Origin of the sequence: Streptomyces gilvosporeus (genome assembly GCF_002082195.1) — a bacterium.
Lineage (GTDB): Bacteria > Actinomycetota > Actinomycetes > Streptomycetales > Streptomycetaceae > Streptomyces > Streptomyces gilvosporeus.
The window spans coordinates 6958792-6982229 of the sequence record NZ_CP020569.1; the positions used below are offsets into that span (position 1 = coordinate 6958792).

At 71.5% G+C, this 23438-nt stretch carries 16 protein-coding genes; 2 read left to right on the plus strand and 14 right to left on the minus strand.

Features of this window, described 5'->3' with window-relative positions; translation table 11 throughout:
• Window positions 1–89: 89 nt before the first annotated feature.
• Both B1H19_RS30825 and B1H19_RS30830 read right to left on the minus strand, forming a co-directional pair.
• Window positions 90–1655, minus strand: coding sequence for an acyl-CoA carboxylase subunit beta (locus B1H19_RS30825; protein ID WP_083107979.1), 1566 nt, complete (start codon window positions 1653–1655; stop codon window positions 90–92).
• On the minus strand, window positions 1652–3451 hold the full coding sequence (locus B1H19_RS30830; RefSeq protein WP_083107980.1) for a fatty acyl-AMP ligase: 1800 nt from the start codon (window positions 3449–3451) through the stop codon (window positions 1652–1654). The genes B1H19_RS30825 and B1H19_RS30830 overlap by 4 nt, the downstream gene beginning before the upstream one ends.
• Before the next feature lie 1088 nt (window positions 3452–4539).
• Here B1H19_RS30830 and B1H19_RS30835 point away from each other — a divergent pair.
• On the plus strand, window positions 4540–7335 hold the full coding sequence (locus tag B1H19_RS30835) for an AAA family ATPase (protein WP_159028162.1): 2796 nt from the start codon (window positions 4540–4542) through the stop codon (window positions 7333–7335).
• Between the two features lie 69 nt (window positions 7336–7404).
• Here the strand turns inward: B1H19_RS30835 and B1H19_RS30840 are convergent, their stop codons facing one another.
• The 10 genes from B1H19_RS30840 to treZ form a co-directional block, all read right to left on the minus strand.
• Window positions 7405–8181 (minus strand): thioesterase II family protein, encoded by a 777-nt coding sequence (locus B1H19_RS30840; protein WP_418361484.1) that lies wholly within the window; start codon window positions 8179–8181, stop codon window positions 7405–7407.
• Between the two features lie 260 nt (window positions 8182–8441).
• The gene (locus B1H19_RS30845) at window positions 8442–8912 is read right to left on the minus strand and encodes a GNAT family N-acetyltransferase (protein WP_083107982.1); all 471 of its coding nucleotides are present in this window, start codon (window positions 8910–8912) and stop codon (window positions 8442–8444) included.
• On the minus strand, window positions 8909–9442 hold the full coding sequence (locus B1H19_RS30850; RefSeq protein ID WP_083107983.1) for a hypothetical protein: 534 nt from the start codon (window positions 9440–9442) through the stop codon (window positions 8909–8911). Before B1H19_RS30850 ends, B1H19_RS30845 begins: the two co-directional genes overlap by 4 nt.
• 87 nt (window positions 9443–9529) lie before the next feature.
• Window positions 9530–9721, minus strand: coding sequence for a hypothetical protein (locus B1H19_RS30855; protein ID WP_083107984.1), 192 nt, complete (start codon window positions 9719–9721; stop codon window positions 9530–9532).
• Window positions 9722–9918: 197 nt separating this feature from the next.
• Complete coding sequence (locus B1H19_RS30860; RefSeq protein WP_083107985.1) at window positions 9919–10578, minus strand: 4'-phosphopantetheinyl transferase family protein; 660 nt, start codon at window positions 10576–10578, stop codon at window positions 9919–9921.
• Window positions 10575–11519, minus strand: a complete 945-nt coding sequence (locus B1H19_RS30865; protein ID WP_083107986.1) for a metallophosphoesterase family protein — start codon at window positions 11517–11519, stop codon at window positions 10575–10577. Before B1H19_RS30865 ends, B1H19_RS30860 begins: the two co-directional genes overlap by 4 nt.
• Window positions 11520–11611: 92 nt before the next feature.
• Window positions 11612–13150 carry a PucR family transcriptional regulator gene (locus B1H19_RS30870; RefSeq protein WP_083107987.1) on the minus strand — a complete coding sequence of 513 codons (1539 nt, stop codon included), beginning with the start codon at window positions 13148–13150 and terminating at the stop codon, window positions 11612–11614.
• A 197-nt stretch (window positions 13151–13347) separates the two neighbouring features.
• Window positions 13348–14793: a glyceraldehyde-3-phosphate dehydrogenase gene (locus B1H19_RS30875; protein WP_083107988.1), complete on the minus strand. Its 1446-nt coding sequence runs from the start codon at window positions 14791–14793 to the stop codon at window positions 13348–13350.
• 316 nt (window positions 14794–15109) lie between these two features.
• A complete protein-coding gene (locus B1H19_RS30880; RefSeq protein ID WP_083107989.1) occupies window positions 15110–15322 on the minus strand; it encodes a hypothetical protein in 213 nt (70 codons plus the stop codon).
• A gap of 594 nt (window positions 15323–15916) precedes the next feature.
• The gene (treZ, locus tag B1H19_RS30885; protein WP_083107990.1) at window positions 15917–17755 is read right to left on the minus strand and encodes a malto-oligosyltrehalose trehalohydrolase; all 1839 of its coding nucleotides are present in this window, start codon (window positions 17753–17755) and stop codon (window positions 15917–15919) included.
• Between the two features lie 270 nt (window positions 17756–18025).
• Here treZ and B1H19_RS30890 point away from each other — a divergent pair, with 270 nt between their 5' ends.
• Window positions 18026–18571 carry an FHA domain-containing protein gene (locus tag B1H19_RS30890; protein ID WP_083107991.1) on the plus strand — a complete coding sequence of 182 codons (546 nt, stop codon included), beginning with the start codon at window positions 18026–18028 and terminating at the stop codon, window positions 18569–18571.
• On the opposite strand, the gene otr(A) is transcribed toward B1H19_RS30890, so the two are convergent.
• Together otr(A) and treY are read right to left on the minus strand one after the other, a co-directional pair.
• Window positions 18550–20538, minus strand: a complete 1989-nt coding sequence (gene otr(A), locus B1H19_RS30895; protein WP_083107992.1) for a tetracycline resistance ribosomal protection protein Otr(A) — start codon at window positions 20536–20538, stop codon at window positions 18550–18552. The two genes, B1H19_RS30890 and otr(A), sit on opposite strands and share 22 nt — an antisense overlap.
• Window positions 20539–20785: 247 nt before the next feature.
• A complete protein-coding gene (gene treY, locus B1H19_RS30900) occupies window positions 20786–23332 on the minus strand; it encodes a malto-oligosyltrehalose synthase (RefSeq protein ID WP_083107993.1) in 2547 nt (848 codons plus the stop codon).
• Between the last annotated feature and the right edge of the window lie 106 nt (window positions 23333–23438).

The following is a 23438-nucleotide window of genomic DNA, read 5'->3' on the forward strand; positions in this document are numbered from 1 at the left end:
CCGGCTAGTGCTGATCTTGTAAGCCCTGCCACCTGCTGGGTGTCAGGCGAAGTGAGCTAGGAATCCCCCTCGTTCACGAGGGGGAGGAGTCAAAGCGGGATGTTCCCGTGCTTGCGCGGCAGTCTGCTGGCGCGCTTACCGCGCAGCGTCTCGAGTGCCGTGGCAACGGCCGACCGGGTCTCATGCGGCATGATCACCGCGTCCACGTAGCCGCGTTCGGCCGCCATATAGGGGTTCAGCAGGGCGCGTTCGTAGGCATCGAGCAGCCGCGCCCGCTCCGCCTCAGGGTCCGCCGCCTGCTGGAGGGCGCGCCGGTGCAGTACGCCCACCGCGCCCTCACCGCCCATGACGGCGATCTCGGCGGTCGGCCAGGCCAGATTGATGTCGACGCCCAGGTGCTTGGAGCCCATGACGCCGTAACCGCCGCCGTAAGCCTTGCGGGTGACGACCGTGACCATCGGGACCGTCGCCTCCGAGTAGGCGTACAGCAGCTTGGCGCCGCGCCGGATGATGCCGCCGTGTTCCTGGTCGAGGCCCGGCATGAAGCCCGGTACGTCCACGAAGGTCAGCACCGGTACATGGAAGGCATCGCACATCCGGACAAACCGCGCGGCCTTCTCGCTGGCGTCGATATTGAGGACCCCCGCGGAGACCAGCGGCTGGTTGGCCACGATGCCCACGCTGTGCCCGTCCACCCGGCCGAAGCCGCAGATGATGTTCGGTGCGAACAGCGGCTGTACCTCCAGCAGGTCGCCGTCGTCGAGGACGGTGCGCACCACGCGCAGCATGTCGTACGGCCGGTTCGCCTGGTCGGGAATGAGCGTGTCCAGCTCGTTGTCGACCGCGCTCCGGCCGCTCTCGGCGGGAGCCTCGAAGACCGGCGGATCCTCCATGTTGTTGGAGGGGAGATGCGACAGCAGCTGCCGTACGTACTCGAACGCCTCCTTCTCGTCCTGCGCCAGGTAGTGGGCGTTGCCGGAGACGGTGTTGTGGCTGTGCGCGCCGCCCAGCTCCTCACGGTCGACCGCCTGGCCCGTCACGCTGCGCAGCACCTCGGGGCCGGTGACGAACATATGCGAGAGGCCCTCGACCATCACGACGAAGTCGGTGAGCGCCGGCGCGTAGACGGCACCGCCCGCACACGGGCCCATCAGCAGCGAGATCTGCGGGATGACGCCCGAGCAGTCCACATGCCGTTTGATCAGCTCGGCGTAGTAGCCGAGGGAGACGACGCCTTCCTGAATACGGGCGCCGCCGCCGTCGTTGATGCCGATCACCGGGCAGCCGATGCTGACCGCCAGGTCCATCAGTTTGTGCAGTTTGGCGCCCGATGCCTCGCCGATGCTGCCGCCGAAGGCGGTGAAGTCCTGGGAGAACAGGCATACCCGGCGCCCGTCGATCAGACCGTGGCCGACGACCACACCGTCGCCGAGCGGCCGCCGTTCGTAGAGCCCGAATTCGTGGCTGCGGTGCCGTGACACCGCATCCAGCTCGACGAAGGTGCCGGGGTCCAGTAGCGCCTCGATGCGCTCGCGGGCGGTGAGCTTGCCCCGCTCGTGCTGGCGCCGTACGGCATCGGAGTCGGCGTGTGCCGCCAACTCCGTGCGCAGTTCCGTGAGTTCGGCGAGCCGCTCGGCGGTCGTCTGCTTGGTCATCTGGCGCTCCGTTCCGTAGCGGTGGCGGCGGTGGTGAGGACGGCGGTGGCGGCGACGGCGGCCTTCAACTCACCGGCCAGATACAGCTGTCGGCAGGCCCGCCGCTGCAGTTTGCCGCTGGTGGTCCGCGGCAGCACACCCCGGCGCACCAGCACGATCTCGTCCGGGTCCAGCCGCTGGCCGTCGCGTACCGCCTGCCGGATCAGCTCCCGCACCACTTCGGAGGAGAGTCTGCGCAGCACCCTGCCGTCGGCCTCCACCACCAGGACCAGCCGCTCCTGGTTGCCGTCGTCCACGGAGAAGGCGGCGGCGCAGTTCGGCTGGAGTCCCGGCACCGTGCTCTCCGCCGACAGCTCGATGTCCTGCGGGTAGAAGTTGCGGCCGTTGCGGATGATGACGTCCTTGAGCCGGCCGGTGACGTACAGCTCGCCGTCGTGCACGAACCCCAGATCACCGGTGCGCAGATACGCGGTGGTGCTCTCCCCGGCGACCCGTGCGCCGAAGGTCTCCGCGCTCTCCTCGGGGCGGTCCAGATAGCCCGTGGCCACACATGGGCCGGCCAGCCATATCTCTCCCACCTGGCGCTCACCGCGCGCCGTACGGGATCCGGGCTCGACGATCCGCAGCCGGGTGCCGGGCACGGTGACACCGGCACTCACCAGCGGCTGGGCTCCTTCGGCGCCCGCTCGGCAGCGTTCCACCCGGCCGGCCGTCAGCGCCTCCGAGGCCACCCAGAGCACCGTCGGCTCCTCGTCCCAGCGGCTGCCGGTGGCCTTGAGGGTGTTCTCGGCGAGGCCGTACCCGGGGCACATCGCGGTGGCGGCGAAACCCGCCTTGGCGAATGCCTCGGTGAAGGAGCGGACGGCGTGCCAGCGCACCGGCTCGGCGCCGTTGGCTGCCACCCGCCACGACGACAGATCGATGTCGTCGGCGATCTTGCCCTCGGCCAGGGCCCGTACACACAGCTCGTAGGCGAAGCTGGGCGCCGCGGCGTGGCTGCCGTGGAACCGCGAGATCGCCTCCAGCCACCGGCCCGGCCGGCGGATGAACGCGTCCGGCGCCATCAGATAGGCGGGCACTCCGGAGCACAGCGGCAGCATGATGCCGAAGAGCATGCCCATGTCGTGGAAGAGCGGCAGCCACGAGACCACCGCGCCGTCCGACGGCGAGGGCCACAGCTCCTCGGTCTCGGCCACATTGCTCAGGAAGTTGCGGTGCGTGATCACCACGCCCTTGGGGTCGCCGGTCGACCCCGAGGTGTACTGGAGCAGCGCGACATCGTCGCCGGCCGGCTCGGGACCGGTCCAGCCGGCGCCCGCGCCCTCCCGTGTCGCCTCGGTGTCGATCAGGGTGAGCCCGGCCAGCTCCGGCCGGTCGCCGAATCGTTCCTCCAGGTCGCGTTTGACGGCACCGGTGGTCAGCACGGTGGTCACCCGCGCGTCGTCCGCAATCCGGCGCAGCCGCACCAGACCGCGCTGCCGCGTGGGCACCTGGACAGGGGCGGCCGCCACGCGCGCATACATGCAGCCGAGGAGGGCCCGGACGAATTCCAGGCCCGAGGGGTACAGCAGCACCACCCGGCCGTCGGCGAGTCCCGCGTCCGTCAGCGCCGCCGCCCGGTCGAGTGCGGCCTGGTGCAACTCCCGGTAGGTGAGCGCGGCTTCCGGCTCCTCACCGTCGCGAAGAAAGACGAACGCGGTCTCGTCGGGCTCCTTCACGCTGCGCAGCCGCAGTGCCTCCGGCACGGTGCCGGCGATGCCCACCGCTGATTCCTGTGGGGACAAGTGCGTGGTCATGGTCGAAATACCTCGTTCCGTGAGGAGCGTGCAGGTGACGGCGAAGCGCACCGAGGGGTGCGGGTGTTCCGAAGGGCGCGGGGGCGGTGCCTGCCGCGTCATCGGTGAATTCCGGCTCCCGTTCCTGCCTCGGGACCGGCCGGCAGGGCGCCGGCCGGTCCCGAAGGCTCGGCCGAGGGGACGTTGCGTCCGCGGCCAGAGGCTATTTTTGGACGCAGAGGGTGAACAACCCCTATGCACCCGGGTGCCGGATCCCCGCTGGTTCAGGTGGAGTTGAGGTGCAGGGCGTCGGAGTCACGCACCGAGGCGAGTGGTGTCCATCACTGTGCGATCACCCAACTCGCCGGAGGATAAGTGGAATTGTTCATTCCCTATTCCTCTGAACTGCGCCTCAGGCATCGTTGTCAGTGGGACTGGTGATGCTCCGAGCGACTCAAGTGACTCGTCTACCCCTTGCACAACAGGTTTAGGGGTACCCCCTACCTTTGTCTCGCTGGTTAAATGCGTAATGCGCCAGAACAGGGGTTCGTGCCATCCGCCCTGGCGACGTGGGCATACCTGTGTGAGCGGGAGTGGGTGTCGTATGAAGGAACAATCACCAACTGCTTCGTGGCTCGTTCGCTTTCCTTCGATACGGTGCGAGTCGGCGTAGAGGCGCCTTCGCCGCACCGCGCGCCACTGACGCGCCCGGCGCAAGGGATCCGGGATGGATCCCCGCGGCCTTACGGCCCTACAGCTTCACGGTAAAAAAACCGGCCGACAGGTCGTTTTATTTCCGATTCGAGCGGCACTCAGGGGGAGTGACCGCACGTCACAGGGAGGTGACACAGAGCGGATGCGCACACCGCAGGGGCAGTGGAGAGGCATTCCGGCGACCGGGCCACGGTTCCGCCGGAATTGAACCGAACGGCCTCTTGGACGTCATCGACTGTTACGCGTGCACCGCCGTTCTGGCGGGTGCGCCGATATGCGGCAGTTTCCGTGGGCTGACCTCCCGCGGCTGCCGGTTTTACTGCCATTCCTGATCGGGACCATTGCGGTGCGCAGGCCTATCTCGTGTGCGCTGCGGTACGGGGGAAACGATTTTGTTGACGTCATCATTCATTGTTGAACGCGAGACCGAGCTGGCCGCCCTCGGTGAAATGCGCGACGCGGCCGATGAAGGGCGCGGCCGGGTGGCCGTGGTCACCGGTGCCGTGGCAACCGGCAAGACCGAACTCCTGGTGCAGTTCACCGAACAGGCCGTCGCCGGCGGCGCACTGCTGCTCGAGGCCACCGGCGCCGCGGCGGAGCAGCGCTGGCCGCTGGGACTGGCCAAAAGACTGTTCGCCGGCCTCCCGCAGGAATCCGCGGTACGCGACGACGTACTGCGCCTGATGGACAAGGAGCCCGAGGACAGGAAGCACTGCACGGTGCGTCTCTTCCCGGCCATCGCCGAATCCGTCCTGGAGCTGGCCAAGGACCGGACGATGGTCATCGCCGTGGACGATGTCCACCTCGGCGACGAACTCTCCCTCCAGCTGCTGACCAGCCTGGCCCATCGCGTCCGCAGCGCACGGGTTCTCATGGTGGTCACCGCCTCTTCCCAGCTGCCCCAGGGCCGTTCGGCGCCCCTGGGCGAACTGCTCAGCCAGCCCCACTGCCGGCGCCTGCGCCTCCAGCCGCTCTCCGAGGACGGCGTGGCGCGGATGCTCGCCCAGTGCCTCCCGGGACCGGCGTCCGAGGCGCTGGCCGCCGACCTGTACGCGGCCACCAGCGGCAATCCGCTGCTGGTCCGGGCGCTGCTGGAGGATCAGCTGGCGTACGGCGACGAGCACGAAGGGACCGCTGCGGCACTGACGCGCGGGGAGAGTTACGCCGGAGCCGTCATCGAGACCCTGCACCGCTGCGGGCCCGAGGCGCTGGCCCTCGCCCGCGGCACCGCGGTCCTCGCCACCGCCGCCACGGCAACCCTGCTCAGCCGACTCCTCGACCTGCCCACCCGGGTGATCGAGGCCGGAGTGCGCGGCCTGGCCCACAACGGACTCTTCCGCCACGGGCGGTTCCGTGACGAGGCGGGCGCGCGGGCCGTCCTCGACGCGGTACCGGAGGCCGAACTCGCCGGCCTGCACCACCGCGCCGCCGTGCTGCTGCGCAACGACGGCGCCGCGGCCTCCGAGGTGGCCCGCCACCTCATCCGTACTGCGCCGCAGGGCGAGGAATGGACCGTCCCCGTGCTGCGCGAGGCGGCGGAATACGCGCTGCTCGACGGCGACGCCACGTTCGCCCGGGACTGTCTGACGCTGGCTCAGAAATGCAGCACCAGAGAGCAGGAGCGCATCGCCGTACAGGTCCGGCTCGCCAATGTGCTGTGGCGGTCCAACCCGTCGGCCCTCGGTGAGCATCTGTCGACGCTCGTACCGGAGATGACACAGGAGCGGCTCACGCCCGACGAGCTGATCGTGTGCGTGGGCTATCTGATCTGGGGCGGCTGGCTGGACCAGGCCGCCACCGTCCTCGAGGTGCTGGAGCGGTCCGCCACCTGGTCGAGCGCCGAGCAGCGCGAGGCGCTCGCCGTCGCCCGGCAGTGGCTCGCCGTGATCAGCCCCGCCCACCTCGCCGTCGCCCCGGGCGAACTGCCGGACGTCTCCCTCGCCTCCGAACCTCTGGGCGACACCGCATACATCGCCCACCAGCACGCCGCATCGGCGGTCTCCGCGGCGCTGTCCGGCGACTCGCCGCAGCGGGGCGTGATCCTGGCCACCCGGCTGCTCCAGCGTTTCCGGCTGTCCGACGGCTCGGTCTGGCCGCTGGCCCTCGCTCTTTTTGCGCTCCTCTACGCGGGTAGTACGGACCTCGCACAGTCCTGGTGCGACCGGCTCCTGGCCGAATGCGATGAGCGCTACGGGCTGACGTGGCAGGCGCTGCTGACCGCGGTCCGCGGTGAGATCGCGCGCCGTCAGGGCGATCTCGTCACCGCCGCGGACCACGCGGAGTCGGCTTTAGCGGCACTGCCGCGGCAGGCGTGGGGCGTCGCCGCGTACTTCCCGCTGGCCACCCTGGTCCTCGCGTACACCGAGATGGGCCGCTACGACGACGCCATGGAGCTGCTCAACCACACCGCTCCCGAAAGCCACCTCGACACCCTGCCCGGACTGCACTTCCGCCGCGCCAGAGGGCGCTGGTACCTGGCGACGGGCCGCTTCCACGCCGCGCTCGGCGACTTCCTCATGTGCGGTGACCTCATGCGGCGCTGGCACATGGACGCCCCGGAACTCGTCCCCTGGCGCATCGACGCCGCCGACGCCTGGCTGGCCATCAGCGAACCGAAGAAGGCCCTCGCACTCGCCGAGGAACAGCGGTCCCTCAGCCCGGCCCGGGAACGCGGCATGATGCTGCGCGCCCTGGGCACCGCGGGCACCGGGCGCGAGCGCCTCGAAGCGCTGGAGGAGGCCGTCGGCATCCTCCGCAACGGTGGTGATCGTGTCCAACTGGCCATGGCATTGGGCGAGTTGGGGCGCGGCTACCGGGCCGCCGGAGATGTGCACCGGGGCCGGATGTTCGCCCACAAGGCATGGCATACGGCCAAACTCTGCGGCGCGGAGCCGTTGTGCCAGCGGCTGTTCCCCGGTGACACCGCACCCGACAACCGCATCGAGATACCGGCCCAGAGCACCGGCTCGCCCAACGCCGCGGCGGAAGCCCTCACCGGAGCCGAGGCCCGGGTCGCCGTGCTCGCCGCGCACGGCCACACCAACCGCGAGATCGCCGCCAAGCTGTATGTGACCGTCAGCACCGTGGAGCAGCACCTCACCCGCATCTACCGGAAACTCCGTGTGCAGCGCCGCCGGGACCTGCCCAAGACGCTCTCCAGCAGAGTCGGCGGGCTGTGCGCCGACCTCTAGCGGTCGAGTGCGCCGGCCGTGTCACCCCCACACGGCCGGCCGCACCCGCACTCCACTGGGCGGGCGCCGCTACCGCGGCTCCAGGTACGGCCCCAGTGCCTCGGTCACCGTGTCGATCACCGCGGCTTGGTGCCGCTCCAGGAAGAAGTGCCCGCCGCTGAACGTGGACAGCGCGAAATCGCCGCGGGTGTGCGCCCGCCAGGCTTCCGCCTCCTCCAGGGTGGTGTGCGGATCCGCGTCGCCGGTCAGGACGGTGACGGGGGCATCGATCACCGCGTCCGGCCTGCTCCGGTACCGCTCCACCGCCCGATAGTCGCTGCGGATCACCGGCAGTACCACGGCCTTCAGCTCGTCGTCCTCCAGCCACCGGGAATCCGTGCCGCCCAGCCGTCGGATCTCCTCGATCAGCAGGGCATCCGGCTCCTGGTGGACGGTGTCGGAGCGGAATCGGCCGGGCGCTCGACGTCCCGAGGCGAACACCCGGACCGGGCCGCGCTCGCCCCGGCGTTCCACCCGCAGCGCCACCTCGAAGGCCAGCACCGCGCCCATGCTGTGGCCGAAGAACGCCATCGGCAGACCGGCGCCGTCGCCATCGGCCCGCAGCTCCGCGTCGATCCGGTCCGCGAGTTCGCCGATGTCCTCGATGCGCGGTTCCCGCCTGCGGTCCTGCCGACCCGGGTACTGCACGGCCGCCACTTCCACGGCTGGGGACAGCGCAGCCGACATCGGGAAGTAGTAACTCGCAGACCCGCCCGCATGCGGAAAGCACACCAGGCGCATCCGGGCCTGCGGAGCGGGATGAAAGCGGCGCAGCCAGTCGTTCTGCCGCGTTGCCGAAATGGTCACGGTTCCGTTCCTGCCGTAGAAAGCTGCCGGGACATCGAACCTCGCATCGCGGCGACGCCCGGACAACCCCTGTCTGCCCCAGTGCGAGGTGCTGTTCCGAGAGGTGTGGAGCCCCTGATGCCAGGAGTTACGGTCCTGGCGAAGGAGAACCACCAGCACCACGGCAGCACCCCGTGAGCACCCGGACGAACTGCACGAGCGCGCGAGCGCGCAATCCCGCGTCGCGGCAGAGAACGGATCCGGTGAGGCGTCCGCGGAGGTCAGCCCACTGACAGGTGGTACCGCACCTTCTCCTTCGCCTGGGCTCCCAACCGGTCGTAGAACCTGATCGCGTCCGCGTTCCAGGGCGGGGTCTGCCACTGGATCTGGCCGAGTCCCAGCGCACGTGCTTCGGCCAGCACGGCCTCCATCAGCAGGGGGCCGACCTTCCGGCCCCGGTGGCCCTCGCGCAGGAACAGACAATCCATGTGGAGGTACTCTGCCCCGTCCCAGGTGGACACCTCCGGAGCGCACGTGGCGTACCCGATGATGTCGCCGTCGTCCAACTCCGCGACGAAGCACCGCAGTCGAGGATTCTCCGTACCGAACAGCAGCGTCGCCAGCCGCCGGGCCAGGTCGGTCGGCGGGGGCGTCGCCCCCTCGTAGGCGGCGTGCTCGGACGCCAGGTTGGCGAGATGTGCAAGATCGGCGACGCGTGCGCGGCGCACCCTGGCCGAACCGGCTCCCGTCACCGGACCTCTCCCTCCAGCACATCGCCGCGCCAGGCCGCGAGCCGGTCGTCGAGCGCACCCTGACCGTCCAGCACGTGTCGACTGAGGGCATCCCGTTCGTGCGCCAGAACCGCCGCCTCCCACACGCACGGGGCAAGACCCGACCGGCCGGGCCGCAGCCCAGCGGCATCACCGGCCGGACCGACGAAGACGGCGAGGTCGGACATGTACCCCTCGATCCACGTCTGCACCAGGACGTAGTCACCGTCGCCACCGGCATGGACGAGCAGCACGGCAAGCCCAAGTGAGCCCCGCAGATACGCCGATGACAGGTGATCGGCGGCAAGCCGCAGGGCCGTCTCCAGGCTCTCGTCCGTCACGCCGCGTCCCGGCGCCTCGATCGCATAGGGCTTCACCAGGTGCCCGGCAACCACGCGACTGCTCCATGGCCGCACCCTGCGCGCGTGATAACCGTCGGCCAGCGCCAGCAACGCATCCGCATCGACGGCGCTCGGGGACCGGCGGGCCGGGGACTCTCCAAGATCGGTCATACGCCCATGATGCACACGTGTGCTCCACGCTCCACAAGGTGCGTCATCTGCGTCATCTGCCGTGGGTCGCCTGCCAGTTGACGGAACCTAGTTGCGCACTTCGAGGACGAAGGTGTCGCCGTCGACCGTGATCATGTCGCCGTCCTGCATCTGCTGGACGGCCTCGCCCGCGTCGCGGACTCCGGTGTTCGGGGCGTCGCTGCTGCTGATCACGAAAACCACCAGCCCGGCGAGCACGGCCGTGGCCGCCGCGATGGTGTCCGCCTTGCTCTTCAGCATGTTTCCCCCGATTCCCTGATGCTGCGGCGACCGACCCTAGCGAACGGCCGCGCCCGGGGCAGATGCGGGGACCAAGGAACTTGCTCCTGGGAACCGAGGGGGCCGGCGACCGGGGGACTGGGGGGATCGGCGACCGTGGCACCAGGGCACCTGGATGCTCCACCGGGACGCACCCCCGCCCCCCGACCAGCCGCCCCCTACCGCCCCATCACCACCGCCGTCACCACAAACCCCGACTCCACCATCCACCGCCCGCTGAATTCGGTGAGCTCTGCCCCGTCGACCCGAGCTCCGGGCACGAGGAGGCGGGCGGTGAAGGTGGCGTCGGTGGGGTCGAGGGTGAGGAGGGCGTCCTCGAAGCCCAGCCAGCGGCCGGTGAGCGGGTACCACGCCTTGTAGACGCTCTCCTTGGCGCTGAACAGCAGGCGGTCCCAGCAGACTTCGGGCTCCACCTTCGCCAGGTGGCGGAGCTGGGCGCGTTCCTCGGGGAGGGCGACGAGGTCGAGCACCCCGGGGTCGTTGATGGGCTGGTTGGGCTCGGCGTCCAGGCCGACGGTCAGTATGTCCCGCGCGCGGGCCACCGCCGCCGCGCGGTAGCCGTTGCAGTGGGTCAGCGCGCCGACGATGCCGTCCGGCCATCGGGGGGCGCGGCCGGGGCCGGGGAGTATCGGGGCGGGGTCGATGCCGAAGTGCGACAGTGCGGTGCGGGCGCAGCCGCGTACGGTGCCGAACTCCTTCTGCCGCTTGGGCACCGCGTTCTCGACCAGCGCCCACTCCTCCGGGTACATCTCGGACAGCGGGAGGTCCTCGAAGGACTCGGCCGTCGCGATGGGCGCCGGCAGCAGTTTTTCGATCATGCGTGGGTTCCGGTGGGGTCGGAGACGGCCGTGGCCGTGGCGGGCAGGATCTGCACCGGGCGGCCCGGTGCGGCGGAGCGGCGGCGCCACTCGCGCGGATAGCCGAGCGAGACCTCCTGGTGGGGCACGCCGTCGCAGATCAGCAACCGGGGGATGTGGAGATGGCCGTAGACCACGGTCGCGGCCCGGAAGCGGCGCGGCCAGTCGGCGCTCTCCTCGGTGCCGCACCACAGCGCGAACTCCGGGTGCCACAGGGGCCGGGTGGGTTCGCGGACCAGCGGCCAGTGGTTGATGAGGATGGTGGGCAACCCCTCGGGGACGGCGGCGAGTCTGGCCTCGGTGGCCGTCACCCGCGCCCGGCACCACGCCTCGCGCGTCGGGTACGGGTCGGGGTGGAGGAAGAACTCGTCGGTGCAGACCACACCGGCCTCTTCGGCGGCGGCCAGGGCGGCGTCCTTGGTGGCCAGTCCCGGCATGCGGAAGCTGTAGTCGTAGAGGAGGAAGAGCGGGGCGATGACGACCGGGCCGCCCTCGCCCTCCCAGACGGGGTAGGGATCCTCCGGAGTCAGCACGCCCAACTCCCGGCAGATGCCGACGAGATGTTGGTAGCGGGCGACGCCGCGCAGCTGTACCGGGTCCTCGCTCGGCGTCCACAGTTCATGGTTGCCCGGCACCCACACCACCTTGGCGAAGCGGCTGCTGAGCAGGGTGAGCGCCCAGCGGATGTCGGCGGTGTACTCGCCGACATCGCCGGCGATCAGCAGCCAGTCGTCGTCGGACTCCGGGTGCAGCCGCTCGACGATGTCACGGTTCTCGTCGTACCGGACGTGCAGATCGCTGACCGCCACCAACTTGCCGCGCCCGGGGGCACGGCCCGGCGCCGGACCGGGGGCGGGCGCCGGGGCGGCGTCCCGGGGAATGCTGCGGATCTCATAAGCCATGGTCGAAGTAAAGACGGTGCCGGGGCGAGAGTGAAGTGCGGGCGGGTTCGGGCGCGTTGCGGGCCTTCGAGTACCGGGGCCGGGCGGTCTCCTCAGAGGACGGCCGGCGGCCCCCCGCGGCGGATGCGAGCGGCCAGCCACAGGTCGAAGCGGTCGTCGGGATCGTCCAGGCGGCGGCCGGTGAGGGCCATGACCTTGTCGAGGCGGTTGCGTACGGTGTGGCGGTGGACGCCGAGGCGGCGGCTGGTGGCGTCCCAGGCGCCGCCGGTCTCCAGCCAGGCCGCCAGAGTGGCGATCAACTCCTCGCCGTTGTCGGCCAGATCGAGCGGGCCGAGCACGGTGTCGGCATAGCCGTGCAGCGTGCGGCGGTCGCCCAGATCGAGCAGCAGCTTGCTGGCCTGACTCTCCCGGGCCTCGGCCGGCGCGCCGCTCGAACGGCTCACCGCGAGCAGCCCGGTCGCCTGCCGCAGCGAGACCCGTACGGCCTCCGGGGCCACCGCCGGACCGATCCCGGCCGGGCAGCGCGGCGCGAACCGGCCGAGCACCTCGCGGGTGTCCAGATCCTCGCCGACGACCGCCTCGACGACCGTGCCGCTCACCCTGACCAGGCCCCCGGGCATCGCCAGCGCCAGGTCCGCGGCCATATCGGCGATGGCGCTCTCCGGGGGCGACGGCGCGCTCCGGCCCGTTCCCGCGGGCTCCACCGCCACACCGCGCACCCGTTCCGCGGTCAGGCCGGCCGAGGCCAGGATGTCGCGGGCCCGGCCGCCCGTCGGCTCCTCCTCGGCCAGCAGTTCCGACAGCAGCGCCGACCTGCGGCGACGCTCCGGCTCATCGCGCAGATGGCGGCGCTCCAGCTCCAGCGAGAGCAGGGAGACCAGACCCGGTACGACCGAACGGGCGGCGTCGTCGGGGTGCCCGGTGAGCAGCAGCAGGCCGCGCAGCCGCCGCGCGCCCAGTGGCTGGACCTCCAGCTGCCGCCCCGCGGCCGTACTGGACGCGCTGCCGCGCAGCCCCCGCGCCGCGACCCGCTCGATCAGATCCCGCGCCTCCGCCGGCGGCGGACCGGCCCCCCGCTCACCCGCCGCGAGCAGCCGCCCGAGCGGGTCGAGCACCGCCGCGCCCACCCCCGTCGCGGCCGTCCACTCCTCCAGCATCGGCCGCAGCCCGTCCCCGGCCGCCGCGGCGGTCAGCCGCCGCTGGGTGGCGAACGCCCGGTGCAGCACCGCGCGCTGCTCATCGGCCCGCGCATCGAAAACGGCCTTGGTCACGGCGATGAACGGCACCTCGTCCGGCACCGTCAGCAGCGGCAGCCCGGCCTCCCGCGCCGCCCGGACCAGGGGCTCGGGCGCCTCCTGGTACGGCAGCCCCTGCCCGAGCCCCAGCGCCAGACACGCCGCGCCGCCCTCGGCCACGTCCCGGACATACGCCCGGCAGGCGGCCGGCTCCATCGGCAGCAGCAGGCCGATGGTCATCAGCAGCTCACCGCCCTGGAGCCACTTGCCCGGAGTCAGCAGGTCCGAGACGGTCGCCGCTTCGATGGTGCGCGCCAGCAGCTGCGGCGGCACGTCATAGGCGACCGAGAGGTTCAGGTCGGGCCGGGACAGGAGGTCCGACAGATGCAGGGGCATAGACACAGTGTCCATCACCTGGCCATGGGATGGACGATCAGGCGAACGAGTCCGGGCCGGAGGTGCGCCCGCGGCCCGCTGCGCCCGGACGCCCGGGCAGTCCCGAACGCCGGGCGGGCCCGCACGCACTCGTCACCAGCCGCAAGGCAAAGGGGCAACCGCACGCCCACCGGCGCGGTTGCCCCTCACTGCCGGGATCAGACCGCCGGCGCCGGGAACGTCGGGTACTCCACCCCGGAGACGTGCTGGACGACGCGGATGACCTGGCAGGAGTAGCCGAACTCGTTGTCGTACCAGAGGTAGAGGATCGCGTTGTCGCCCTCGACCTTGGTGGCGCCGGCGTCGACGATCGAGGCGTGGCGCGAGCCGATGAAGTCGTTCGACACCGCGTCCGGGGCGCTGATGAAGTCGATCTGGCGCTTGAGCGGCGAGGTCAGCGAGACGTCACGGAGGTAGTCGAGGACCTCCTCGCGGGTGGTCTCACGGGCGAGCTGGAGGTTGAGGATCGCGATCGAGACGTCCGGCACCGGCACGCGGATGGAGCTGCCGGTGATCTTCGCCTTGAGGTCGGGCAGCGCCTTGGCGACGGCGGAGGCGGCACCCGTCTCGGTGATGACCATGTTGAGCGGCGCCGAGCGGCCGCGACGGTCGGACTTGTGGTAATTGTCCAGCAGGTTCTGGTCGTTGGTGAACGAGTGGACCGTCTCGACGTGGCCGCGCAGGACGCCGTACTCGTCTTCCATCGCCTTCAGCGGCGGGACGATCGCGTTGGTGGTGCACGAGGCGCAGGACAGGATCTGCTCGTCCGGCTTGATCATGTCGTGGTTGACGCCGTGGACGATGTTCGGGACATCGCCCTTGCCCGGGGCGGTCAGGACGACCTTGTCGATACCGGGGCGCAGGTGCTTGGAGAGGCCCTCGCGGTCGCGCCACTTGCCGGTGTTGTCGATGAGGATGGCGTCCTTGATGCCGTACGCCGTGTAGTCGATCTCCGTCGGGTCGTTGGCGTAGATCACCTTGATCTCGTTGCCGTTGGCGACGATCGTGCTGTTCGCCTCGTCGACGGTGATCGTGCCCTGGAACTGCCCGTGGATGGAGTCGCGGCGCAGCAGTGAGGCGCGCTTGACGATGTCCTGGTCGCCGCCCTTGCGGACGACGAGGGCGCGCAGCCGCAGGCCGTTGCCGGAGCCGGCCTTCTCGATCAGCAGACGGGCGACGAGGCGGCCGATGCGGCCGAAGCCGTACAGGACGACATCGCGCCCCTCGGCGCGCTCGATCTTGTTGTCGCCCGTGGCACCGGCGACGGCCTGGGCGGTGAAGTCCTCCACCGAGAGACCGCGGTCATCGGTCCTGTACGTCGCGGCGAGCATGCCGATGTCGATCTGCGAGGGGCCGAGATCGAGCGTGGTGAGCGCCTGGAGGAACGGCAGCGTCTCGGTGACCGAGAGCTCCGCGCCGGCGATCTGCCGGGCGAACCGGTGGGTCTTGAGAATGCTGACCACCGACTTGTTCACCAAGGAGCGGCTGTGCAGCAGGACCGTGACGTCCCGCTCCCGGTGCAGCTTCCCGATGAGCGGGATCATCGACTCCGCGATCTCCTCGCGGTTCTTCCAGTTGGTGAACGAGTCGTCGTTGACAGTCACAGGCGTATCTTTCGAGCTAGGCGGCGCTCATATGCTAACCCGCCGTTTGTTTGATCGTTCGCGGGGTGCCGCCCGGAGGGGGAGCGGGGCGCTGGACGGGGCGCTGGGTGAGGTGAAGGTGTGCCTGTTTAAGGGGATTCGTGCCGGTCTGATTGTGGCGCGAACCTCGCCGGGGCTGTGCTGTCGCTGCGCCGTCACGCCGTCACGCCGTCACGCCGTCGCGTCGTCACATGGTCGTCACATGCAGGAACCCCGGGACGCGGAGTCCCGGGGTTCGGATGCGGCCTAGGCGGCGCGCAGGGTGCAGGCGTGCAGCTCAGAGGCCGAAGGTGTGCACCTGGACCAGCTGGGCGAGCTGCGAGGCGGGCGTCGAGGCCGCGAGAGCCTGGGCGGTACCGGCGACGTCGCCGACGTTCACCGAGCCGCCGTGGCCGGCAATCTCGAGGCTGCCGCTGGCGAGCCCGCCGGAAATTCCGTCCAGCTCACTGTCGGAAATTTCGGAGGCGTTTATCTCGGAGGTGAAGCGCATAGCGTGCCGTTCCCTTCAAATCACTGGCCTTTGAATTCGCGCCGGCCGAGCGACCGTCAAGTCAATCGGCCCGGTGCGATGTTACCGCGCAGCCGATGGCGGACGTTGGGGACGTCAGTGGCGGCGACGGTGTTCGCGGAATGTAATCACGGCTGCTGAGCGCGGGGCAACGTGGCATGCGGTTTTTTTACCTGCTTGAAATTGCGCCACCAGGAGCTGGCAACGTGGCCCGGGGAAAGGGCTCGATTCGCGGGAATTTGCAGGAATAAGTCTGACCTGGAGATTTGTTAGCCTTGAGGTCAAAATCCTCGCGCGCCGCCTTACGGGATAACCTCTGCGGAAAATTCCGGCGTGGGTCCCTTACAGTCGTGCCTCGACGCGTATATCTCCATTACGTATTGACGGGTACCTGATGGGGTGAGATGGAGGAGATCGCATCCGATGTCTGAATCATCTGCAACTCCTGCGTCTTCTGCGTCTCCTGCGTGTTCTGAGTCTTCCGCGGCTTCTGGGTCTTCTGCCTGTTCGGGCCCCGCCGCCGGGAGTCATCCCCCGCTCCCCGGACGTTATGGCCCGTAGGGGTCTTCTCATCCCCTAGGGGATTTCCCCTACATCGGAATATCCCCCCTGGACCGATTTTTCCCCCACGACCACCACCGATTCCGCCCCCACCCGCACCACCCCGTCCCCGGCGGACCCCTCCCCACCGTCCCCGTCCCCATCGCCCCAAGCCGCCAGGACGCGCAGGTGCGGCGCGGGCCCGGTGGGGGTGCCGAGCGGGATGGTGGCCGCCGAGTCGGGTGACAGGTTCACAGCCACGTGGACGGGCCCGCGCCGTAGGGAGAGCCAGCGGGCCTTCTCGTCGTGGAGCACCTGGGTGCGGGCCGGATCCGGATCCGTCAGTGCCGGGAGTTCGCGTCGCAGGCGGAGCAGGGTCCGGTGCCAGGCGAGCAGGGCGGCATGCGGTGCGCCGTCGGGTTCGGACCAGTCGAGGACGCAGCGGTCACGGGTGGCCGGATCCTGCGGGTCGGGCCAGTCGGCATCCGTACCGCCCCAGTCGTGGGCGGCGAACTCCCGGCGGCGGCCGGCCCGTACCGCCTCCGCCAGCTGCGGATCCGTATGGTCGGTGAAGTACTGCCAGGGCGTCCGGGCGCCCCACTCCTCGCCCATGAAGAGCATCGGGGTGAAGGGCGCGCACAGGACCAGCGCGGCGGCGCAGGCCAGCAGGCCGGGGGAGAGGGTGGCCGCGAGGCGGTCGCCGAGCGCGCGGTTGCCGATCTGGTCGTGGGTCTGGGCGTAGCACAGCAGCCGGTACGGGGGCGTGCGGCGCGGGTCGAGCGGGGCGCCGTGGGTGCGGCCGCGGAAGCTGGAATATGTACCGTCGTGGAAGAAGCCGCTGGTCAGGGTCTTGGCGAGGGCGGCGAGCGGGGCGCGGGCGAAGTCGGCGTAATAGCCCTGGGATTCGCCGGTGAGGGCGGTGTGCAGGGCGTGGTGGAAGTCGTCGTTCCACTGGGCGTGCAGGCCGTGGCCGCCGCTCGCCCGTGGTGCCGTGGTGAGCGGATCGTTGCGGTCGGACTCGGCGATTAGGAACAGCGGCCGCCGCAGATGGCCGGCCAGCGCGTCCACGGCGGCGGACAGGTCCGTGAGGAAGTGCCGGGCGCGGGAGTCGTGCAGCGCGTGCACCGCATCCAGCCGCAGTCCGTCGATCCGGTAGTCGCGCAGCCAGGCGAGCGCGCTGCCGATGAAGTAGTGACGCACCTCGTCGGAGCCGGGGGCGTCGAGATTGACCGCCGTCCCCCAGGGCGTGTGGTGGGTGTCGGTGAAGTACGGCCCGAAGGAGGGGAGGAGGTTGCCGGAGGGGCCGAGGTGGTTGTGGACGACGTCGAGGACGACCCCGAGGCCGTGTCCGTGCGCGGCGTCCACGAACCGCTTGAGCCCGTCCGGCCCGCCGTACGGTTCATGGACCGCCCAGGGCGCGATCCCGTCGTAGCCCCAGCCGTGCCGGCCGGGGAACGGGCACACCGGCAGCAGGGAGACATGGGTGATCCCCAGATCCGCCAGGTGCGCGAGGCGTTCGGCGGCGGCGTCGAAGGTGCCCTCGGGGGTGTACGTGCCGATGTGCAGTTCGTAGAGGACCGCACCGGGCAGCGGGCGGCCGGGCCACGGGTGCCGCCAGGGGAAGCGGGTGTGGTCGACGACCGCCGCGGGGCCGCCGGGGCCGTCCGGCAGCCGGGCGGCGCGCGGATCGGGCAACGGCGGGCCGCCGTCGAGTCGGTAGGCGTAGCGGTCGCCGTCGCGGGCCGGCGCGGTCGCGCGCCACCAGCCGTCGCGTTCCGTATCGCGCTCCAGAGGGAGCGGCGGTTCGCCGGCCCGGGCGCCCGCCCACTGGAGCGTGACGTGTTCGGCGCTCGGCGCCCACACCTCGAACAGCACGGTGCTGACTCCTTCCTGGGCCTTTTCGCCCCGGGCCGCCCCGCCCCGCGTGGTTGCCCCGGTCCTTCCGCCCTCCCGACGACGAAAGCACGCCGTCCGCCCTCCCGACAGGCAGACGTGGCGAGATGGCGTGACTTCGCGCCGCTGATTGCGCCATTCCGCCGCGCATCCGTCCCGCCGGCCACAAGCGTCCCGCCTGCCGCACCCGTCGCATCGGCGCAGGCCGACACCTCGCTGGACAGCGGCTCACGCCCGCCGCAGAATCACAGAATGACTTCGCTCGAGTTCCCCGCAGGGCCGATGCGCCCGTCCGACGCGGACCGGGAACGCGCTCTCGACCTGCTGCGCGACGGCGCGGCGCAGGGACGCCTGTCCCAGGACACCTTTCTGCGTCGGCTGGAACTCGTCCTCACCGCCCAGCAGCACTCCGATCTCGCCCTGGCCACCGCTGACTTGGAGAACCGGGGCAAGCTCCAGGGCGCGGTCCTGCGCACGGTCGGCCGGGTGTCGGCGTTCCACATCAGGGTGCGCCGGGCCTGGCGCATGGAGCGACTGCCGAAGCTGCTGCTGCCGGAGCCGGGCCCGTTCCCGCTGCTCATAGGGCGGGCGCCGGGCGTGGGCCTGCGGCTCAACCACGAGACGGTCTCCCGCGCGCACGCCGAACTGCGCAGCGCCGGCAGCGGCTGGATGCTGCGCGACCTCGGCTCCACCAACGGCACCTGCGTCAACGGGCGCCGCGTGGTGGGCGAGGTGCCCGTGGGGCCGGGCGATCACATCACGTTCGGGCGGGTGGACTACGTCCTGACGGAGCGTTGAGCGGCGCCGTCCCCGCCGCCCGCATCCCCGCGCACCGCCCGGTCCCCCGAAGGATGGGAGGTCCACACGCCCTCACCGTGCGTCAGACCGGGCAGCATTCCCTCGGCCTCCCGGACATGGCGCGCCGGGAGGGTCCCGCGCACCCGCCAGTTCCCCTCTCCGCCCGTCGTCCCGCCCGTCACTCCGCCCGTCGTCTCGCCGAGTTCCGCGTCCAGCGCGGCGAGCCGGGCGGTGACCGCTGCCAGCGCATCGGACGGCAGCTCCGCCTCGAAGGCGTGATACGGCTCGTAGCGGCGGGTCCCGGCCCGGCGCAGCGCCCGTAGCAGCACGCCCGGGGTGACCGCGCGGAAGTCGCCGGCGGTGCTCATCGGCCCCACGAACCCGGAGCGGGTCAGCACCACCCGGCAGTCCGTCACCGCCCACCCCCTCGGCCCCTGCCGCAGCGTCGCCAGGACCGTCTCCTCGATGGCCTGGTGGAAGCCGTGCGGCAACGCGCCCAGTTCGGTCTCGTAGGCGAAGACCGGGCCGGAACCGTAGGCACCCGGCTCGACGCGCAGCCCGACCGTCGCCCAGTGCCCGCTGTGGCCCCGCTTGGCGATCTCGTACGACGCCTCGCCGACCCCGCAGGGCCGCTCCACACACACCACCCGGCTCGGCGTGAAGTGAGCCGCGATGCCGTACTCGTCGTGCAGCGTGGCCGCGATGATCTCCTTCTGCACCTCGCCGTGCAGCAGCACCGAGGTCGCGCCGCCGTCCGCGGGGCGCGCCTGGAGCAGCGGGTCCTGGTCGGCCAGCGCCAGCAGCGCGGCGCGCAGGACGGCGGCGTGCGCCGGGTCGTGTGCCCGGACGACGGTCTCCAGGGTGGGCGAGGCGAACAGCGCGTCGTCGGAATCCCGCAGCTCACCGAGGCGGTCGCCGGTACGGATGCCGGGCAGTCCGCGGATCACCGCGATATGGCCCGGGGTGAGCGGCTCCGGGGCACCCGGCGGCCGCCCGACGACCTCCAGGGACGTGATCCGCCCCCGTAGCGCGGCCCGTCCGCCGTCCGCCGTGCGCCGGTGCAGGGTGATCTGCTGACGCGGCCGCAACACGCCCTCGTAGAGCCGGACATGGGCCGTCCGCTCGCCGCCAGGCGGCTGGTGCACGGCGAACACCGTGCCCCGCGGCGGCCCGCCCGCTGCCACAGGAGCCGGCGGAATCAGCCCCGCCATCCCCTCGGTCAGCGCGCCGACCCCCTGCCCGCCGAGCGCCGAACCGAAGTACACCGGGTGCAGCGATCCGTCGGCCGTACGGGCGGTCAGCGCCGCGCGCACCCGCTGTGCGGACGGCGGCGGCCCCTCCACCACCCGGGCGAGCATCGCGTCATCCGCCTCGGCCACCGCCTCGGCGACCCGGTTCCTGGCCCGCTTATCCCGCAGGTCGTACGGCACCGCGCGGGCCCCCGGGGTGCCGAGCCCGGTCACCGACGTCATCGCTACGGGCACGGGGACCAGCAGCCGACGGATGTCCGCCAGCAGCGGCTCGCCCCGGGCGCCGACCCGGTCGATCTTGTTGACGAACAGCAGGGTGGGCAGCCGCAGCCGCCGCAGCGTCTTCATCAGGACCCGGGTCCTGGCCTGGACGCCCTCCACCGCGGACAGCAGCAGGACGGCGCCGTCGAGCACCCCCAGGGCGCGTTCGACCTCGGCGATGAAGTCGGAGTGGCCGGGGGTGTCGATGAGGTTGATCTGGACGTCGCCGACGGTGAAGGAGGCGACGGCGGAGCGGATGGTGATACCGCGCTGCCGCTCCAGCGCGCCGGTGTCCGTACGGGTGTCACCGGCGTCGACGCTGCCGAGCCGGTCGATGACACCGGCGTCGAACAGCAGCCGCTCGGTGAGGCTGGTCTTACCCGCGTCGACGTGGGCGAGAATCCCGATGTTGAGGGTGTGCGCAGGGAACCGCGCAGGAAGGTGCGAAGGAGCCATGGAAGGAGGAGTCCTCGAGAACTGTCGTCCGGAAGGGGCGGTGAGTAGTTCCGAGGAATCGGCGCATTCGGGGCTCCTGAGATGTGGGGGAACGGAGGGGGAGACGGGCGTACGGGGCCATGGTGGCAGGTGACGTACGCCCGTCCGCAACCGAATTGTTCCGCGGGTGGGCGGATCCGCGCACGCGTGGGCCGGCGGCGGCACCGCACGGCACCGCACGGCGCCACCGGGCCGGCCGCGGCCCGGATCACCCCGCGGTGAACAGCGCCACCGGCGACTGGGAAAGCAGCTCGGTCAGTCCCACCGCCGTCCCGCCGTCCACCACCCGTCCGGTCAGCGCCTCGCGCCAGGGGCCGCCCGACGGCAGCCGCAGGACGGTGTCCCACCAGCCGCCGGTCTCCACCAGGCGCAGCGACAGCCGGGTGGCGACCGTGACGACCCGCCCGGCGCGGCCGAAGGCCACGCAGTGCTCGGCGGCGGGGCCCTCGGCGTCCAGCGGCTCGTAGCCGGCGGTGGCGTCGAACCACTCGGGGTGGGCGCGGCGCAGCCGCAGCGCGGCGGCCGTCAGCCGGAGCTTCTCGGCGGACAGATCGCGCGGCGCGGCCCCGCCGTCCAGTTCGGCGAGCAGCTCGGGCCGGAAGACGGCGGGCCGCCGGTTGTCCGGGTCGACCAGCGCCGCATACTCCCGCTCGGTGCCCTGGTAGAGATCGGGCACCCCCGGCATCGTCAGGTGCAGCAGCGTCGCGCCGAGCACGTTGGCGCGGATGAACGGGGCCAGTTCGTCGTGCAGCGCGGTCAGCGAGTCGGCCGCCGGGCCGCAGGGCCCGCCGCGGACGAACTCCGCCACCGCCTCCTCGTACTCCGCGTTCTGCTCCGTCCAGGACGTGCGCAGACCGGCCTCCCGTACGGCCTTGAGGACCGCGGGTGCGACCCGTTCGGCGGCCGCCGGGCCACCGGCCGACGGCCCGCCCAGCCCGAACACCGTCTGCCAGGCCAGCCAGGACACCATGGGATCCACCGTCCCCTCGGCCACCAGGTGCCCGCCCGCCCCGTCGGCCGTCTGTCCCAGCGCATCGCGCCACCGGTCCGGGCACTCCGACAGCACCGCGATACGCGCCCGGACATCGGCGCTGCGCTTGGTGTCGTGGGTGGAGAGCACCGTCCCGGTGGCGGGCCAGTCGCGCTGCAACCGGGCGCAGAAGTCGTGGAACGCCTGCGGACCGAGCGCGGGTGTGCCGGGGTCGCCGCCGACCTCGCAGGCCGACAGGAGCACCGGATAGCGGTAGAAGGCCGTGTCCTCCACGGACTTGGCGCGCAGGGCGGCGGCGGTCTGGGCGAAGCGGGCGGCGAAATCGGCCCGGTCGGCGGCATCGGGCACGTCGGCCGCGTCGGCCGTGTCAACCGCGTCGGCAGGGCCCGCGAGGTCGCCGCGCTCGGCCGGATCCCGGTCACCGCGGTCCCTTCCCTCGGGCGCCCCGCCCCCCTGCCGCCACCCCAGCGCCAGATCGTGGATCAGGTCCACCGCCCCCGCCTCCTCCGGCACCCGGAACGTGCCCCGCGCCCGGGCCGCCGCCTCGCCCAGCATCGCCGCGTCCTGCCCGGCGCGGCCCGGATCCGCGGCGTAGGGACGGTAGACCGGCAGCCGCACCAGCAGTTCCCGGATCGCCTGCCGCAGCGCCCACGGCGCATGGTCGCCCGGCCGCGGCGCGCGCTCGCCGATCCGCACCGCGGTGCGCACCAGCCGCTCGACCTCCGCGGCCAGATCGTGCGTGACCACCTCGTACGCGGCCCGGCGCACCGTCTCCTCCCAGTCGCCGCCCTCGTCGGCCAGCGGGGTGACGAAGTCGCGGTAGTGGGCGAAGAGCCGGCCGGCGCCCTGGGGGCAGACGAACAGCGCGTCGATGTGCCGCAGCGCGTCATAGCCGGTGGTGCCCGCGCAGGCCCAGCTCCCGGGCAGCCGCTCGTCGGCGCCGAGGACCTTCTCGACGACGGTCCAGCGGCCTCCGGTGGCGGCGTGCAGCCGGCCGAGATAGCCGCCGGGGTCCGCCAGGCCGTCGGGATGGTCGATCCGCAGTCCGTCGATGACGCCCTCGCGCAGCAGCCGCAGCAGCGTGCCATGGGTCGCCGCGAACACCTCGGGGTCCTCCACCCGCAGGGCGATCAGCTCCGAAATGGTGAAGAACCGCCGGTAGTTGAGCTCGCTGCGGGCCAGCCGCCACCAGGACAGCCGGTACCACTGGGCTTCGAGGAGGCGGGGCAGCGGCAGCCCCTCCGTACCGGGGCGCAGCGGGAAGGCGTGCGCGTGATAGCGCAGCACGCCGTCCTCGACGCGCAGCTGCCGCATCTCCTCGCCCAGCCGCCCCCCGAGCACCGGCAGCAGCAGCCGCCCGCCCTGCCCCGCCGCCCAGTCGATGTCGAACCACCGGGCGTACGGAGAACTGGGCCCGTCCCGCAGGACCGCCCACAGCGGCCCGTTCAGCGAGACCGGGGCGGGCAGCGCCATATGGTTCGGCACGACGTCGACGACCAGGCCCAGACCGTGCGCCCGGGCGGTCGCCGAAAGCGCGCGCAGCCCGCCCTCGCCGCCGAGCTCGGCCCGTACCGCCGTGTGGTCGACCACGTCGTAGCCGTGGGTGGAGCCCGGCACCGCCTCCAGGACGGGGGAGAGATGCAGATGGGACACGCCCAGCGCGGCGAGCTGCGGCACCGCCCGCGCGGCGGCGGCGAACGGGAAGTCCGGCTGGAGCTGTAGCCGGTAGGTGGCGGTCGGCGACGGACTCGAGGGCGGCGTCATGGGAACACCCGTACCCCGTGGAGGCCCTTGTGTGTCATCCGCCCGGCTCCTGGCGCGCTGTCGTTTCCTCCGAGCCGGTGGGGCGGTTGGCGACGGCCCTTCGTAC

What these genes read in the sequence shown, in the direction of transcription:
- B1H19_RS30825 (WP_083107979.1), bottom strand. Translation starts at nt 1,655, where the DNA reads ATGACCAAGCAGACGACCGCCGAGCGGCTCGCCGAACTCACGGAACTG.
- B1H19_RS30830 (WP_083107980.1), bottom strand. Translation starts at nt 3,451, where the DNA reads ATGACCACGCACTTGTCCCCACAGGAATCAGCGGTGGGCATCGCCGGC.
- B1H19_RS30850 (WP_083107983.1), bottom strand. Translation starts at nt 9,442, where the DNA reads ATGACCGATCTTGGAGAGTCCCCGGCCCGCCGGTCCCCGAGCGCCGTC.
- B1H19_RS30855 (WP_083107984.1), bottom strand. Translation starts at nt 9,721, where the DNA reads ATGCTGAAGAGCAAGGCGGACACCATCGCGGCGGCCACGGCCGTGCTC.
- B1H19_RS30860 (WP_083107985.1), bottom strand. Translation starts at nt 10,578, where the DNA reads ATGATCGAAAAACTGCTGCCGGCGCCCATCGCGACGGCCGAGTCCTTC.
- B1H19_RS30865 (WP_083107986.1), bottom strand. Translation starts at nt 11,519, where the DNA reads ATGGCTTATGAGATCCGCAGCATTCCCCGGGACGCCGCCCCGGCGCCC.
- B1H19_RS30870 (WP_083107987.1), bottom strand. Translation starts at nt 13,150, where the DNA reads ATGCCCCTGCATCTGTCGGACCTCCTGTCCCGGCCCGACCTGAACCTC.
- B1H19_RS30880 (WP_083107989.1), bottom strand. Translation starts at nt 15,322, where the DNA reads ATGCGCTTCACCTCCGAGATAAACGCCTCCGAAATTTCCGACAGTGAG.
- B1H19_RS30890 (WP_083107991.1), top strand. Translation starts at nt 18,026, where the DNA reads ATGACTTCGCTCGAGTTCCCCGCAGGGCCGATGCGCCCGTCCGACGCG.
- treY (WP_083107993.1), bottom strand. Translation starts at nt 23,332, where the DNA reads ATGACGCCGCCCTCGAGTCCGTCGCCGACCGCCACCTACCGGCTACAG.